Genomic DNA, 14,689 nt, shown 5'->3' with positions numbered 1-14,689 from the left:
CACAACTTTACCGGAATAGGTATTTAGACACTTCCGGATTGCCGCGGCGCCACATCACGTTGTCGAGGAAGTAGTGGTGCACGTTGATGAAGATCAGCACGATGAAGAAGAACAGCGAGGAACCGAGGACCTGGCTGTCGTACGGGATCAGGGCGGTCAGCACGAAGGGAATCAGCCAGAAGCCGAGATAGCCGAGCGCGCCGCCGCCAATGATGAATCCCAGCACCCGCAATCTATAGCGGGGCCCAAACGCGGATAGTATTCTCGACTCCGGATCCCGCGCGGCGTCCGAGACGTCACGCTCGACATTGGTCTGATAGCGCCACACCACGGCCAGATATTGGAGCGAGTGAAGCGCCGGCACCACGAGCAGCCAGAGCGGGTTAATCCTGGCGATCAGGATCCAGAGATAGAGTGACGCGACATAGGCCACGATCCCGTTGTAAGGCAGTCCGCCGCCATTCCTTCGCCAGCGGTTGACCAGCATGAAAAGCGTGGCCGCCGTCGATCCGACGGCCGCCAGCACGGCAATGTCGGTGATCCATGACGGCGCCGCGAAGGTGTAATATTGAAGGCCGTAATATTGCCCCTGCGTCACGGCCGTATTCGTCTGCAGCCAGGCCAGGATCCACACCGCATAGCTGTTGACGAGCAGCACCTTCTTGTCCCGGTCGTCGAAGAATTTGCGCTTCAGGACGGCGTCGACCATCAGCATGCCGTAGCCTTGCTTGACGTAGTGCCAGCCGACGAAGAAGAACATCGCGTTGGCCGCGAAGCCGAGCAGCCGCGTGTTCGACGTCGCCGCGCCATAGGCAAAGAACAGGGCCATGACCACTGGCACGATGACGCCGGCAAAAATGTAGCGAAGCTGCAGGCTTCTGTCGTAGCCCTCACCGCGCGCCTTGCGGCCGAAATTGCGGTAGAAAATCTGGTAGGAGTGGGCGAAGTGCGGGTAATTCACCAGATACGCCACGACGACCATCGTCGCGGCCAGCGGGCCTTCATACGCGCGCGGCACAAAAAACAGCACCGGCAGGATCAGAAACGCGCTGCCGCCCAGCATGAGGAAGTCGGCGACCGGACCAAAAAGATATTTGCCAGGCGGTGTCGTCGCCTTGGGGGCCTCAGCGTCTACCGAAAGGTCGAGTGTCATCCTGGAGCCTCCCTCGGAGGCGCCGAGTTTAACCACATCCAGGGACAAGGCAACGCGGCAGGATCTCTCTTGCCTTCGGGCAAGTCACCCCGTTACGCTGAGGCGGTCGAAGCGATCTTCATCAGCCGCTTTCTGGCCTCCGCCACTCGCTTCTTCTCCGACCTTATGCGGTCGCACAGCGCGAGATTGATCCCGACGCCACATTCTTCATCCAGCATTTCTTTTGCATGATTGAGCGAAGTTTCTGCGCGCTTGACGCGCAGCCTGGCCCTGGCCAGTTCCAAGTTCAGTACGTCCACTGTATCCGCATCCCAGATTGCGGTCCCTTCAACAGGGAAACAGCCGCGCGCAAGTTTTTGTTCCGATTGCCGGAGACGCAGACAAATGTGCTGCTTCGATCGCCCCGGACATGGAAGCGCCCGTGGGTCGGATCTCGCATCTATTTGGGTGTTAAAAATTTTGGTGAGCGCGATGGGATTCGAACCCATGACCTACTGATTAAAAGTCAGTTGCTCTACCGGCTGAGCTACGCGCTCCCGTGGGCTCGGAACGCCGCCCTCGAAATTGCGCGGAACATAGGGAGAGTGCCGCGGCCGGTCAACCGGAAAAAGACGGCCGCCAGCCGGAGTTATCAACGGGTCTGGCGAATTTTGGCGACTGGCGATCAAGCATCCGGGGTGCCGAGTCCGATGGCTCGCTTCGATCTGCCTCGGTATCTCAGAAGCTCCTGAAATAACAATGGTTTGAGATTCAAAGGGGAACCATTGAGGTCATTTTCCGTTCCTCCGGCACAGGGACGTCAAACAACCCTCTCAAGGAGAAGACCCATGAAAAAGATCGTGTCGGGCTTGCTTGCCGCCACCTTGTCGGTTTCGTTCGCCGCCGCGGCGACAGTACCTGCCAACGCCGCCCAGGTGTTCGTCCCGCAGGCTTCGCCGGCTTCGTCCGACGTCCAGACGGTCGCAGAACGCGATTTCCGATGGAGGCATGGCGGCCATTGGCGCGGCGGCCAGCGTTTCTCGCGCAATGACGGCATGTACTGGAACGGCCATCGCGGCTATCGTGAATATCGTCGCGGCTATCGCCGTCATGGCGACTACTGGTTCCCGCTTGCCGCTTTCGCCACTGGCGCGCTGATCACCGGCGCCATCGTCAACAGCGAGAACAATCGCATCTATCGCGGCAACTCGCACGTACAGTGGTGCTACGACCGTTATCGTTCGTATCGCGCTTCGGACAACACCTTCCAACCCTACAACGGCCCGCGTCAGCAGTGCGTTTCGCCCTACTGACGGCCTCCAGTCAGTACCCAGGGTCGTTGACTGAGCCCGTGCCTCGAGAGGCACGGGCTCTCTCGTTGTTGTTCAGCCGGATTTCAACAGTTGAGCGCGCCCACAGGTCAGCTTGCCCAGCTAATGCTTTTGAGAATCAGATAAAGACCTACGCCGTCATCTGGAGGAGAGCGATAGGCTCCGCAAGCGTTGCAAATCCGAGTCACTGCTGAGGTCAGTTTCCAGCCGAGTGCATCAAGATCTTCGTCCGTCACATAGTCTCGAGTTAAATCGCCGATGCCGTGCTTCTTACCGAAAGATCGGGCTGACTGGGCGTCAGTTATGAATTCCGAAGGCCAATTCGAATTGGCCCAAGCCCAGAGCCAATTGCCAGCTTCAACGCTCGTTGACCCAGCAATTTGGATCTCCGAGACGACCGTGACGACGCCTTGTTCTGAGAAAAGGAGCTTTCCAGCCTTCAGGTCGTAATTATAGCGAGACCAACTGCCAAGGCGGAAGTCATCCTGCAAGCGCCTATTTTTCGCTCGAAGTTGTTCGAAAGCCTCGTCACGCCAGGCAGCATACCAGTCTGGGTCCATTCCCCTCACCCTGCACGCTGACTGACAGCTCCTTATTGCCCACTCAACGTCCTGCGTACCGCATCGCGCCATCCGGCCAGCTTCGCCCCGCGCGCGGCCGCATCCATCTGCGGCATGAAGCGCCGTTCAAGCGCCCAGCTCTTAGCAAATTCCCTTGCCTTCGGCCACACGCCAGCCTTCGAACCGGCGAGCCAGGCGGCGCCAAGCGCCGTCGTCTCCAGGATCGTCGGACGGTCGACCGGCGCGTCGAGAATGTCGGCGAGCCGCTGCATGGTCCAGTCGGACGCCACCATGCCGCCGTCGACACGAAGCACCGTCTTGGCCGAGGCGCCTTTCCAGTCCTTGCGCATGGCTTCGAGCAGGTCACGCGTCTGGAAGGCGACCGATTCAAGTGCGGCGCGCGCGAACTCGGCCGGGCCGGAGTTGCGCGTCAGGCCGAAGATAGCGCCGCGCGCGTCCGCGTCCCAATGCGGCGCGCCGAGGCCGACAAAGGCCGGCACCAGATAGACTTGTTGCGCCGGGTCCGCGGCCGCCGCCAAGGCGCCGCTTTGCTCGGCCTTGCCGATCACCTTGATGCCGTCGCGCAGCCACTGCACGGCGGCGCCCGCGATGAAGATCGAACCTTCCAGCGCGTAAGTTGTCTTGCCGTTGAGCCGATAGGCGATAGTGGTCAAAAGCCGGTTCTTCGAACGCACCAGGTCGGCGCCGGTGTTGAGCAGCGCGAAGCAGCCGGTGCCGTAGGTGGATTTCATCATACCGGGTTCGAAGCAGGCCTGGCCGATCGTCGCCGCATGCTGGTCGCCGGCCACGCCGAGGATCCGCATCTCGGCCCCGAAGAGGCTCTTCTCGGTGACGCCGAAATCGTCGGCGCAATCCTTCACCCGCGGCAGGATCGCGGCCGGTATGTTGAGAATGGAAAGCAGCTCGTCGTCCCAGATATTCTTCTCGATGTTGTAGACCAAAGTGCGCGAGGCGTTGGTCGCGTCGGTGGCGTGCACCTGGCCGCCGGTCAGCCGCCAGATCAGGAAACTGTCGATGGTGCCGGCGAGCAGCTCACCCTTCTCGGCGCGCTTCCTGGCACCCTTCACCTTGCCCAGCATCCAGGCGATCTTGGTGCCGGAGAAATAGGGATCGAGCAGCAGGCCGGTCTTCTTCGTGAATGTCTTCTCCAATCCCTGCTTCTTCAGCTTCTGACAGAGCGGCGCGGTGCGCCTGTCCTGCCAGACGATCGCATTATGGATTGGCTTGCCGGTCGCCTTGTCCCAGATGACGACCGTCTCGCGCTGGTTGGTGATGCCGATCGCGGCGACATCCGATGCCGTGCGGCCGGCGGCCTTCAACGCCGATTTCACCGTGGCGAGAACGCTCGCCCAGATGTCTTCCGGGTCATGTTCGACCCAGCCGGAAGCCGGATAATGCTGCGTGAATTCCTGCTGACCGGCGCCGGCGACCTTCATCTTGTCGTCGAACAGGATGGCCCGGGTCGACGTCGTCCCCTGATCGATGGCCAGCACAAAACCGCTCATTCCGCATCCTCCCACTTCTCATGCAACAGGGGAGACGGCAAAGCCGCCTCCCCCGCACTTCCTACAAGGGCAAGCGCGCCCGCGTCATGCGGTTACTGCTGCTGCCAGCTCTTCACCAGTTCGTCGTAGTTGATGGTGATCGGCTTTTCCTTCTCGTTCTCGATCTTCAACTGAGGCGCGAGATTGCCTTTCTTGACCGCGTCGGCGTTCCAGTAGGCGAGGTCATGCTCTTCGGCCATCTTCGGGCCGATATCGCCCTGGACGCCCGACTTCTCGATGCGGCTCATGACCTTTTCCTGCTCGGCGCAGAGCGAGTCCATCGCTTCCTGAGCCGACTTGGCGCCGGACGAGGCATCGCCGATCGCCTGCCACCAGAGCTGCGCCAGCTTCGGATAGTCAGGCACGTTGGTACCCGTCGGCGACCACTGGACGCGGGCCGGCGAACGATAGAACTCGATCAGGCCGCCGAGCTTCGGAGCGCGCTCGGTGAAGCTCTTGTCGTGGATCGTGCTCTCGCGGATGAAGGTCAGGCCGACATGGCTCTTCTTCACGTCGACCGTCTTCGAGGTGACGAACTGCGCATAAAGCCAGGCGGCCTTGGCACGATCGTCCGGCGTCGATTTCATCAGTGTCCAGGAACCCACATCCTGATAGCCGAGCTTCATGCCGTCCTTCCAGTAGACGCCATGCGGCGACGGCGCCATGCGCCACTTCGGCGTGCCGTCGTCGTTCAGCACCGCCTTGGCGCCGGCGTCGACCATCGAAGCGGTGAAGGCGGTGTACCAGAAGATCTGCTGCGCGACCGCGCCCTGCGCCGGCACCGGGCCGGATTCGGAGAAGGTCATGCCCTGGGCTTCCGCCGGAGCGTAGGCCTTCAGCCAGTCGAGATATTTCTGGATCGAGTAGACCGCCGCTGGGCCGTTGGTGTCGCCGCCACGCGCCGTGCAGGAGCCGACAGGGCGCGAATTCTCGTCGACCTTGATGCCCCATTCGTCGACGGGCAGGCCGTTCGGAATGCCCTTGTCGCCATTGCCGGCCATGGACAGCCAGGCGTCGGTGAACCGCCAGCCGAGCGACGGGTCCTTCTTGCCGTAGTCCATGTGGCCGTAGACCTTCTTGCCGTCGATCTCGCGGCCGGTGAAGAATTCGGCGATGTCCTCATAAGCCGACCAGTTGACGGGAACGCCTAGGTCGTAGCCGTATTTGGCCTTGAAGTCGGCCTTGTTCTTCTCGTCGTTGAACCAGTCGTAGCGGAACCAGTACAGGTTCGCGAACTGCTGGTCGGGGAGCTGATAGAGCTTCTTGTCGGGCGCCGTCGTGAACGAGGTGCCGATGAAGTCCTTCAGGTCGAGGTTCGGATTGGTGACGTCCTTGCCTTCATTCGCCATCCAGTCGGTCAGGTTGCGCACCTGCTGGTAGCGCCAGTGCGTGCCGATCAGGTCGGAATCGTTGACCCAGCCGTCATAGAGGTTCTGTCCCGTCTGCATCTGGGTCTGGATCTTTTCGACGACGTCGCCTTCCTGGATGACGTCATGCGTGACCTTGATGCCGGTGATGGCGGAGAAGGCCGGCGCCAGCACCTGTGACTCGTATTGGTGCGTGGCGATGGTTTCCGAGACGACCTTGATGTCCATGCCGGCGAACGGCTTGGCTGCGTCGATGAACCACTGCATTTCCTTTTCCTGGTCGGCGCGTGAAAGCGTCGACAGGTCGCCTATCTCCTTGTCGAGAAAGGCTTTTGCCTCGTCCATACCGGCATAGGCGTTGCCCGCGCCGAGCAATAGGGCTAGGGCGGTCGTCGATGTTAGAAATTGCCGTCGCATGTGTCTCCTCCAGTCTTAGGTTTCAAGTGCATTCCGGGGCGGCCGCCAGCACGCAGCCGCTCCGGCTATTCCCCCTCTATACGTATCGGAACACGCCAACGGCGTAGACCACGGAGAGAGCGAGAGCCCACCACAGGTTGGGTCCTACCAGACCCAGCCAAGCGAGATGGATGAAGGCGCTGCCAAGCAGCGACAGGAACAAACGATCGCCGCGCGTCGTCTCGAAGCGCAGCACGCCGACGCGCGGATTGCCGCCGGGCGAGACATATTCCCAAACGCCCATGCCAAAGAGCATCAGCGCGATGACGATGAAGAAAGCCGCCGTCGGCCACGTCCACGCCATCCAGGAGAAGTCGAGGTTCATGGCTTAGACCCTCCCCAGGGCAAAGCCCTTGGCGATATAATTTCGCACGAACCAGATGACCAAAGCACCGGGGATCAGTGTCAGCACGCCAGCGGCGGCGAGCAGGCCCCAATCCATGCCGGCGGCAGAGACGGTGCGGGTCATGGTGGCGGCGATAGGCTTGGCGTCGGTCGTGGTCAGCGTACGCGCGATCAGGAGCTCCACCCACGAGAACATGAAGCAGAAGAAGCAGGCGACGCCGATACCGCTCGCGATCAGCGGCATGAAGATCTTCACGAAAAAGCGCGGGAAGGAATAGCCGTCGATATAGGCGGTTTCGTCGATCTCCTTCGGCACGCCGGACATGAAGCCCTCGAGGATCCACACCGCCAGCGGCACGTTGAACAGGCAGTGCGCCAGCGCCACGGCGATATGGGTGTCGATCAGGCCGAACGCCGAATAAAGTTGGAAGAACGGCAGCGCGAACACCGCCGGCGGCGCCATGCGGTTGGTCAAAAGCCAGAAGAACAAATGCTTGTCGCCAAGGAAGCGGTAGCGCGAGAAGGCGTAGGCCGCCGGCAGCGCCACCGCCACCGATATCACCATGTTCATCACCACATAAGTGATCGAGTTGATATAGCCCGAATACCAGGACGGGTCGGTGAAGATGGTGCGATAGTTCGCCAGTGTCGGATTATGCGGGAACAGCGTCAGCGACGACACGATCTCCGCGTTGGTCTTGAAGCTCATATTGATGAGCCAGTAGATCGGCAGCAGGATAACGATGATGTAGACCGTCGGCACGATCCACCACCAGCGCGATTCCTCGCCGCGGCGGCGCATCAGCCTCGCCACCTCGTCCTGCGACAGCGCGCTGCCCACTTCGGTGACCGCCGTCTCGCTCACGCGCGTCGTCTCGTTGGCGCCCGCCATCTCAGCGCTCCGCGTCGTAATTGGTCATCACGGTGTAGAACACCCACGACAACAACAGGATGATCAGGAAGTAGACCAGCGACATTGCCGCCGCCGGACCGAGGTCGAACTGGCCGAGGGCAGTCTTGACGAGGTCGATCGACAGGAAGGTGGTCGAATTGCCGGGGCCGCCGCCGGTGACGACGAAGGGCTCGGTATAGATCATGAAGCTATCCATGAAGCGCAACAGCACGGCGATCAGCAACACACGCTGCATCTTGGGCAGCTGGATGTAGCGGAACACCGCCCAGCGCGAGGCGCCGTCGATCTTGGCCGCCTGGTAGAAGGCATCGGGAATCGAGACCAGGCCGGCGTAGCAAAGCAGCACGACCAGGCTGGTCCAGTGCCAGACATCCATGATGATGACGGTGACCCAGGCGTCGATCGGATCCTGGACGTAGTTGTAGTCGATGCCAAGCGCATTGACGTAATAGCCGAGCAGGCCGATGTCGTTGCGGCCGAAGACCTGCCAGATCGTGCCGACGACGTTCCACGGTACGAGCAGCGGCAGCGCCATCAGCACCAGGCAGACCGGCACCCCCCAGCCCTTCTTCGGCATGTTGAGCGCGATGAAGATGCCGAGCGGCACCTCGATCGCCAGGATGATGAAGGAGAAGATCAGGTTGCGCACCATCGCTTCCCAGAAGCGGTCGGAGTGCAGCAGTTCCTCGAACCACTCGGTGCCGGCCCAGAAGAAGACGTTGTTGCCGAACGTGTCCTGCACCGAATAGTTGACGACGGTCATCAGCGGGATGACGGCCGAGAACGCCACCAGCACCAGCACCGGCAGGACAAGGAACCAGGCCTTGTTGTTCCAGGTCTTGTCCATCTACGCCCCCATCTCGACGCGCCAGGAATCGGCATAGATGTTGATGCCGGCCGGATCGAAGCGGACTTTCGGCTCGGCCGGGACTTCGTCGTCCTCGCCGATCACCGCGGCAATCTCCCTGCCTTCCAGGTTGGCGCGCACGACCTTGTGGCGGCCGACGTCCTCGACCTTGGAGACCTGCACCGCCATGCCCTCGCGGCCGAGCCGCACATATTCGGGGCGGATGCCGAGCTCGACGGCGCCGCCTTCGGCCTTGGGCACGCCGGGCAATTCGATGCGCTGCGCGCCGAGCGTCGCCGTTCTGCCCTCGATCGCGACGGGCAGCACGTTCATGCCCGGCGAGCCGATGAAATAGCCGACGAAAGTGTGTCGCGGGCGCTCGAAGAGCTCGGCCGGCGAGCCGATCTGGACGATCTCGCCGTCATACATGACCACGACGCGGTCGGCGAAAGTCAGTGCTTCGGTCTGATCGTGCGTGACATAGACCATGGTGTAGCCGAAGCGGCGGTGCAGCTGCTTCAACTGCGAGCGCAGCACCCATTTCATATGCGGATCGATCACCGTCAGCGGCTCGTCGAACAGGATGGCGTTGACGTCCGAGCGCACCAGGCCGCGCCCAAGCGAGATCTTCTGCTTCTGGTCGGCGGTGAGCCCGCGCGCTTTCTTTTTCGCCAGCGAAGCGAGATCGATCATGTCGAGCGTCTCGCGCACCTTGCGGTCGACGTCCGTCTCCGGCACGCGGCGGTTGCGCAGCGGGAAAGCCAGATTGTCGTAGACGGTCATGGTGTCGTAGATGACCGGGAACTGGAACACCTGCGCGATGTTGCGTTCCTGCGTCGACAGATTGGTGACGTCACGGCCGTTGAACAAAAGCTTGCCGTGCGAGGGATGCAGCAAGCCGGAAATGATGTTGAGCAGAGTGGTCTTGCCGCAGCCCGACGGCCCGAGCAGTGCGTAGGCGCCGCCATCCTCGAAGGTGTGGTGCACTTCCTTCAGCGCGAAATCGGAATCCTTCTGCGGGTTGGGCAGGTAGGAATGACGAATATGGTTGACCTCGATGCGCGCCATCGTTTGCTCCTCACGCCGCCAGCTTCGACGCCGTCACGGCGCGGCCGTTCTGGTCGAACACCATGATGTGGCGCGGATCGATGAACACCTCGACCTCGTCGTCCGTCTCGAAATCGAGAATGCCATGCGCAAGCATGACCCAGCGCGCATCGGCGAAATCGAGATGGACGAAGCTTTCCGAGCCGGTGATCTCCGTGATGGTGACCTTCGCCCGCACCGGCACAGCGGAAGCGTTCGGCCGCTCCAGCGACAAATGATGCGGCTGGAAGCCGATCGTGTAGCTGGCGTCAGGAACGCGGGTGAGTTCCGTCGGCACCGGCAGCTTGACGCCGCCTTCGAGCAGGAAATCCGACCCCTTCTTGGAGAGCACGATGGTGTTGAGCGGGGGATCGGCGAAGGTCCGCGCCGTCACCAGGTCGACCGGCTTGCGGAACACTTCGACCGTCGAGCCGAATTGCGTGACGCGGCCTTCCGAAAGCGTCGCCGTGTTGCCGCCGAGCAAAAGCGCCTCGTGCGGCTCTGTCGTCGCATAGACGAAGATGGTGCCGGCGGCGGCAAAAATTTTCGGCAGCTCGGCGCGCAATTCCTCGCGAAGCTTGTAGTCGAGATTGGCCAAAGGCTCGTCGAGCAGCACCAGGCTGGCATTCTTGACGATGGCGCGGGCAAGCGCGGTACGTTGTTGCTGGCCGCCGGACAGGTTGAGCGGCGTGCGGTCGAGATAGGGCGTGAGCTTCAAAAGCGCCGCCGCGTTGCGCACCTCCTTGTCGATCTTCGCCTGATCGAGGCCGGCCACCCGCAGCGGCGAGGCGATGTTCTCGTAGACGGTCATCGCCGGGTAATTGATGAACTGCTGGTAGACCATGGCGACATTGCGCTTCTGCACCTTCTGTCTGGTGACGTCCTTGCCATCGAACCAGACCGAGCCGGAAGTCGGCGCGTCGAGGCCTGCCATCAGCCGCATCAGGCTGGTCTTGCCGGAAAGCGTCGGCCCGAGGAGCACGTTCAGCGAGCCGTGCAGAAGCGTCAGCGACACGTCGCGGATATGCTCCTGCGCGCCGACGGTCTTCGTCACGTTCCTCAGTTCCAGCATCACGCCTCCTCCCAGGCCTTGCGCATCAGCGGTCGATCCTCATTCCGCTGCCGCGACATGGCGGCTGCTCAGTCCGCGCATGAATTCTTCCAATGCCGCGGTCTGCTCGCGGCTGAAATGCAGGCCGCGCTTGGTGCGGCGCCACAACACGTCCTCGGCGGTGACCGCCCATTCGTTTTCGGCCAGATAGCGAACTTCCGCCTCGAAAAGGTCGGCGCCGAAATTGCGGCCGAGATCCGCATTCGACTTGGCGAGCCCGAGCAGCCTTTCCGCCCGCGTGCCGTAAAGCCGGGTGAAGCGGCGCGCCAGCCGCTGGTCGAGAAACGGATAGGCGTTCTTCAGCCTGGCGACCTGGGCATCGAAGCCGGTCGCGGCGAAATCGCCGCCAGGCAGCGGCGCGTCATGCGTCCACGGCTTGCCGCGCTTGCCGAGAAAACCTTCGATCTTCTCAAGCATCGATTCCGCCAGTCGGCGGAAAGTCGTGATCTTGCCGCCGAAAGCGTTGAGCAAGGGGGCAGCACCCTCCCCGCCATCGGCCTTCAGCACATAGTCGCGCGTCGCCTCCTGCGCCTTGGAGGCGCCGTCGTCATAGAGCGGGCGCACCGCCGAATAGGTCCAGACGATGTCGGAGCGCTTCACCGGCTGCGCGAAATATTCGCTTGCCGCGGCGCACAGATAGTCGATCTCGGTGTCGGAGATCTTCACGTCGTGCGGATCGCCCGGATAATCGCGGTCGGTGGTGCCGATCAGCGTGAATTCTTCCTCGTAAGGAATGGCGAAGATGATGCGGCCATCCTTGTTCTGGAAGAAATAGGCGCGCGGATCGTCGAACTTCCTATGGATGACGATGTGGCTGCCTTGCACGAGGCGGACATTGTGGACGTCGTTCTGGCCGACGGCGGTCGAGAGCACGTGATCGACCCAAGGGCCGGCGGCGTTGACGAGAAGCCGCGCGCGAACCTCCTCGATTTCACCGGTAAGCACATTCTGCACTTTTATGGTCCAAAGCGCACCGTCGCGCCGCGCACCGACGACCTTGCTGCGGGTGCGGATAACGGCGCCCCGGTCTGCCGCGTCACGAGCGTTCAGCGCCACCAGGCGCGCGTCGTTGACCCAACCGTCCGAATATTCGAAAGCCTTGCGGAACAATGGCTTGAGCGGCTTGCCCGCCGGATCGCGGGCCATATCCAGCGTCTTCGTCGCCGCCAGCAGCTTGCGCCCGCCGATATGATCGTAAAGGAACAATCCCAGCCGGATCAGCCAGGCGGGCCTGAGGCCTTTGGCATAAGGCAGAACGAAGCGCATCGGCCAAATGATATGCGGCGCGTTCTTCCACAGAACCTCGCGCTCCATCAGCGCCTCACGCACCAGCCGGAACTCGTAGAATTCGAGGTAGCGAAGGCCGCCATGGATGAGCTTGGTCGAGCCCGACGAGGTTCCGCTGGCGAGATCGTTCATCTCGGCGAGGTATACCGAAAATCCACGACCAACGGCATCGCGGGCTATGCCGCAGCCATTGATGCCGCCGCCGATGACGAAAATGTCATGGATCGGAGATGCGTCCAAAGAATCCTCCAACGATTTCGCATTGCACCATTTTTGTGTTTTACGAAACCGTGGCGGAATTATTTCGAACTCAAACCGAATGTCAAACGAAATATCACAGCTGCGTGAGCAAGCCGAGATGCGCGCCTATTCGAGCGCTGTCTCAAGCAGCCGGACCTCGGTTTCCTCGCAAATCTTGCGGATCGACGGGATCTCGCAACGATCGGTGATGAAGGTATTCACCTGCGAAAGATGGCCGATCCGAACCGGCGCCGTGCGCTCGAACTTCGTCCGGTCGGAGACCAGGATGACGTGGCGCGCATTCGCGATGATGGCCTGCGCCACCTTCACCTCGCGGAAATCGAAGTCGAGCAGCGCGCCGTCATGATCGATTGCCGAGGCGCCGATGACGGCGTAATCGACCTTGAACTGACGGATGAAATCGACGGCCGCCTCGCCGACAATGCCGCCGTCGGAACCGCGCACGACGCCGCCGGCGATCACCACCTCGATCGTCGGGTAGATGCGCATCCTATTGGCAACGTTGATATTATTGGTGATGACCATAAGCCCGTTATGGTCGAGCAGCGCCTTGCTGACGGCCTCGGTGGTGGTGCCGATATTGATGAACAGCGAGGCATTGTCAGGGATCAGCCGCGCCGCCGCGCTGCCGATCGCCTCCTTCTCGTCGGCCGCAATCTTGCGCCGTGCCTCGTACTCCATGTTCTCGATGCCGGACGGGAACAGCGCACCGCCATGGATGCGGGTCAGCAGCCGCTGATCGCACAGATCGTTGAGGTCCTTGCGGATGGTCTGCGGCGTCACATTGAAATGCGTCGCCAGGTCGTCGACCAGCACCCGGCCATGGTCTTTCGCCATCTGGATGATCTCGGCATGGCGTGGCGAAAGAAACATCGCGCGTCCTCCATTTTCGTTTTTTCCGTCTATATCGGAAAACGAAAGCGAAGAAAAGGCATAAGCCGGCTAACGAAAATCACCTGATTGCAAAAGGCAAACCAGTGCGGAACACGCCTGCTGCTTCAGGATGGACGCCGCGCAATCTCGGTTATGACGTCGAACGCCGCGTCGACATCGGCTGCCGTCGCCTCGAACTGCCCCGCCTGAAAGCGGATCGCCACGCGCCCGTCGACCCGCGTCTGCGTGAGATAGACGCGGCCATCGGTGTTGATGGCGTCGACCAGACGCAGATTGTGCTCGTCAGCATCGATGCCTGGTGCCGCGCGATGCCGGAACGAGAAAAGCGACAGCATCGGCTCGCTGCTGAGCTCGAAATCCGCCTCCCTGGCCAGCCGCGCGGCAAGCCCTTCGCTCCAGGCGACATGTTTTCTTATCATGTTGCGCAGGCCTTCGAGGCCATGGGCACGCAGCAGGAACCAGAGCTTCAGCGCCCGGAAGCGGCGCCCGAGCGGCACCGACCATTCCGAATAGTTGATGATGCCGTCATGGCCTCGGGTTTTTAGATAGTCCGGCTTGATCGCCAGCGTGCGCACGAGATCCTCCGGCTGGCGGATGAACTGGATCGAGCAGTCGAACTGCGCGCCCAGCCACTTATGCGGATTGAAGACGATGGAATCAGCGCCTTCGACGCCGGTCCAGAATTGCCGGTATTCCGGGCAGATCATCGCCGATCCGGCCCAGGCGGCGTCGACGTGCAGGTAGAGCCCGTGCCGCTTCGCGACGGCGGCTACCGCCGCGATGTCGTCTGTGCCGCCGGTGCTGGTGCCGCCGACGCAGGCGATGATGCCGGCCGGCAGAAGGCCGGCCTTGCGATCGGCAACGATCGCAGCCTCGAGCGCCGCCGTGTCCATGGCGCGAAAACGTCCGCCGACCGGGATGCGGATGAGGTTTTCCTCGCCGATGCCGGAAACCCAGATGGCGCGGTCGATCGAGGTATGGACCTGGTCGGAGGAGTAGACGCGAAGCTTTGCCTGCCCGGCCAACCCTTTTTTGTTTCCCTGCCAGTCAAGCGCCCGCTCGCGCATGGTGAGCACCGCGGCAAGCGTCGCCGACGAGGCCGAATCCTGGATCACGCCGGAAAAGCCCTCGGGCAGGCCGAGCGCCTGGCGCATCCAGTCGACGACGCGCGTCTCGAGCTCGGTCGCCGCCGGCGAGGTCTGCCACAGCATGCATTGCGCGGCCATCGCCGAGACCAGATATTCCGCCACGACCGAAACCGGCGCCGCATTGGCCGGGAAATAGGCGAAGAAACGCGGGTGCTGCCAATGCGTCATGCCCGGCACGATCTTTTCTTCGAAGTCGGCGAAGATCTTGTCCATCGGCTCGGGCATTTCGGGTGGCGAAAACTCGATGCTCCTGAAAATCTCGCCCGGCGCTATTGCCGGCCGCACCGGACGCTCGCGCAAGCCGGCGCGGTAATCGGCGCCCCAATCGGCTGCCCGCCTCGACCAGTCGCGGAATTCCTCATTGTCCATAATTTCCTCCCAGCAAC

General features: G+C 61.9%; 14 protein-coding genes and 1 tRNA gene. 1 reads left to right on the top strand and 14 read right to left on the bottom strand.

The window, feature by feature from the left end; genetic code table 11:
- Positions 1 to 7: 7 nt before the first annotated feature.
- The 3 genes from FJ430_RS20030 to FJ430_RS20020 all read right to left on the bottom strand — a co-directional run bounded on the left by FJ430_RS20030 (position 8) and on the right by FJ430_RS20020 (position 1,689).
- Entirely contained in the window at positions 8 to 1,153 is a 1,146-nt protein-coding gene (locus FJ430_RS20030; RefSeq protein WP_140708748.1) for a hypothetical protein, read from the bottom strand.
- Positions 1,154 to 1,245: 92 nt separating this feature from the next.
- The gene (locus tag FJ430_RS20025; RefSeq protein WP_140708746.1) at positions 1,246 to 1,452 is read right to left on the bottom strand and encodes a hypothetical protein; all 207 of its coding nucleotides are present in this window, start codon (positions 1,450 to 1,452) and stop codon (positions 1,246 to 1,248) included.
- Positions 1,453 to 1,613: 161 nt separating this feature from the next.
- A tRNA-Lys gene (locus FJ430_RS20020) sits at positions 1,614 to 1,689 on the bottom strand.
- Between the two features lie 291 nt (positions 1,690 to 1,980).
- On the opposite strand from FJ430_RS20020, the gene FJ430_RS20015 reads away from it, so the two are divergent.
- Positions 1,981 to 2,445 (top strand): BA14K family protein, encoded by a 465-nt coding sequence (locus FJ430_RS20015; RefSeq protein ID WP_140708744.1) that lies wholly within the window; start codon positions 1,981 to 1,983, stop codon positions 2,443 to 2,445.
- A 107-nt stretch (positions 2,446 to 2,552) separates the two neighbouring features.
- Here FJ430_RS20015 and FJ430_RS20010 read toward each other — a convergent pair whose 3' ends face one another.
- The 11 genes from FJ430_RS20010 to FJ430_RS19960 all read right to left on the bottom strand — a co-directional run bounded on the left by FJ430_RS20010 (position 2,553) and on the right by FJ430_RS19960 (position 14,672).
- On the bottom strand, positions 2,553 to 3,023 hold the full coding sequence (locus FJ430_RS20010) for a DUF6882 domain-containing protein (protein ID WP_140708742.1): 471 nt from the start codon (positions 3,021 to 3,023) through the stop codon (positions 2,553 to 2,555).
- 32 nt (positions 3,024 to 3,055) lie between these two features.
- Positions 3,056 to 4,549 (bottom strand): glycerol kinase GlpK, encoded by a 1,494-nt coding sequence (gene glpK / locus FJ430_RS20005; RefSeq protein ID WP_140708740.1) that lies wholly within the window; start codon positions 4,547 to 4,549, stop codon positions 3,056 to 3,058.
- Positions 4,550 to 4,641: 92 nt separating this feature from the next.
- Positions 4,642 to 6,372 (bottom strand): ABC transporter substrate-binding protein, encoded by a 1,731-nt coding sequence (locus FJ430_RS20000; RefSeq protein ID WP_140708738.1) that lies wholly within the window; start codon positions 6,370 to 6,372, stop codon positions 4,642 to 4,644.
- A 76-nt stretch (positions 6,373 to 6,448) separates the two neighbouring features.
- Positions 6,449 to 6,736, bottom strand: coding sequence for a DUF2160 domain-containing protein (locus tag FJ430_RS19995; protein ID WP_140642816.1), 288 nt, complete (start codon positions 6,734 to 6,736; stop codon positions 6,449 to 6,451).
- 3 nt (positions 6,737 to 6,739) lie between these two features.
- Positions 6,740 to 7,648, bottom strand: a complete 909-nt coding sequence (locus FJ430_RS19990; protein WP_140642818.1) for a carbohydrate ABC transporter permease — start codon at positions 7,646 to 7,648, stop codon at positions 6,740 to 6,742.
- Between the two features lies 1 nt (position 7,649).
- On the bottom strand, positions 7,650 to 8,516 hold the full coding sequence (locus FJ430_RS19985; RefSeq protein ID WP_140653038.1) for a carbohydrate ABC transporter permease: 867 nt from the start codon (positions 8,514 to 8,516) through the stop codon (positions 7,650 to 7,652).
- Positions 8,517 to 9,584 carry an ABC transporter ATP-binding protein gene (locus tag FJ430_RS19980; protein ID WP_140708736.1) on the bottom strand — a complete coding sequence of 356 codons (1,068 nt, stop codon included), beginning with the start codon at positions 9,582 to 9,584 and terminating at the stop codon, positions 8,517 to 8,519. It abuts the gene before it with no gap.
- A 10-nt stretch (positions 9,585 to 9,594) separates the two neighbouring features.
- Positions 9,595 to 10,674 carry an ABC transporter ATP-binding protein gene (locus FJ430_RS19975; protein ID WP_140708734.1) on the bottom strand — a complete coding sequence of 360 codons (1,080 nt, stop codon included), beginning with the start codon at positions 10,672 to 10,674 and terminating at the stop codon, positions 9,595 to 9,597.
- Positions 10,675 to 10,713: 39 nt separating this feature from the next.
- Positions 10,714 to 12,240, bottom strand: coding sequence for a glycerol-3-phosphate dehydrogenase (glpD, locus tag FJ430_RS19970; RefSeq protein WP_140708732.1), 1,527 nt, complete (start codon positions 12,238 to 12,240; stop codon positions 10,714 to 10,716).
- A 126-nt stretch (positions 12,241 to 12,366) separates the two neighbouring features.
- A complete protein-coding gene (locus FJ430_RS19965) occupies positions 12,367 to 13,134 on the bottom strand; it encodes a DeoR/GlpR family DNA-binding transcription regulator (protein WP_140642832.1) in 768 nt (255 codons plus the stop codon).
- A gap of 125 nt (positions 13,135 to 13,259) precedes the next feature.
- On the bottom strand, positions 13,260 to 14,672 hold the full coding sequence (locus FJ430_RS19960) for a pyridoxal phosphate-dependent decarboxylase family protein (RefSeq protein ID WP_140708730.1): 1,413 nt from the start codon (positions 14,670 to 14,672) through the stop codon (positions 13,260 to 13,262).
- Positions 14,673 to 14,689 lie beyond the last annotated feature (17 nt).

It is taken from the genome of Mesorhizobium sp. B2-8-5 (assembly GCF_006440675.2).
In the GTDB taxonomy this organism is placed as follows: Bacteria; Pseudomonadota; Alphaproteobacteria; order Rhizobiales; family Rhizobiaceae; genus Mesorhizobium.
The sequence above is the reverse complement of the archived record's forward strand: the minus strand, read 5'-3'. Positions and strand labels throughout refer to the sequence as shown.

Excerpts from the sequence above, each read along its gene's own strand:
- FJ430_RS20030 (WP_140708748.1), bottom strand. The coding sequence starts at position 1,153 with ATGACACTCGACCTTTCGGTAGACGCTGAGGCCCCCAAGGCGACGACA.
- FJ430_RS20015 (WP_140708744.1), top strand. The coding sequence starts at position 1,981 with ATGAAAAAGATCGTGTCGGGCTTGCTTGCCGCCACCTTGTCGGTTTCG.
- FJ430_RS20010 (WP_140708742.1), bottom strand. The coding sequence starts at position 3,023 with ATGGACCCAGACTGGTATGCTGCCTGGCGTGACGAGGCTTTCGAACAA.
- glpK (WP_140708740.1), bottom strand. The coding sequence starts at position 4,549 with ATGAGCGGTTTTGTGCTGGCCATCGATCAGGGGACGACGTCGACCCGG.
- FJ430_RS20000 (WP_140708738.1), bottom strand. The coding sequence starts at position 6,372 with ATGCGACGGCAATTTCTAACATCGACGACCGCCCTAGCCCTATTGCTC.
- FJ430_RS19995 (WP_140642816.1), bottom strand. The coding sequence starts at position 6,736 with ATGAACCTCGACTTCTCCTGGATGGCGTGGACGTGGCCGACGGCGGCT.
- FJ430_RS19990 (WP_140642818.1), bottom strand. The coding sequence starts at position 7,648 with ATGGCGGGCGCCAACGAGACGACGCGCGTGAGCGAGACGGCGGTCACC.
- FJ430_RS19985 (WP_140653038.1), bottom strand. The coding sequence starts at position 8,516 with ATGGACAAGACCTGGAACAACAAGGCCTGGTTCCTTGTCCTGCCGGTG.
- FJ430_RS19980 (WP_140708736.1), bottom strand. The coding sequence starts at position 9,584 with ATGGCGCGCATCGAGGTCAACCATATTCGTCATTCCTACCTGCCCAAC.
- FJ430_RS19975 (WP_140708734.1), bottom strand. The coding sequence starts at position 10,674 with ATGCTGGAACTGAGGAACGTGACGAAGACCGTCGGCGCGCAGGAGCAT.
- FJ430_RS19965 (WP_140642832.1), bottom strand. The coding sequence starts at position 13,134 with ATGTTTCTTTCGCCACGCCATGCCGAGATCATCCAGATGGCGAAAGAC.
- FJ430_RS19960 (WP_140708730.1), bottom strand. The coding sequence starts at position 14,672 with ATGGACAATGAGGAATTCCGCGACTGGTCGAGGCGGGCAGCCGATTGG.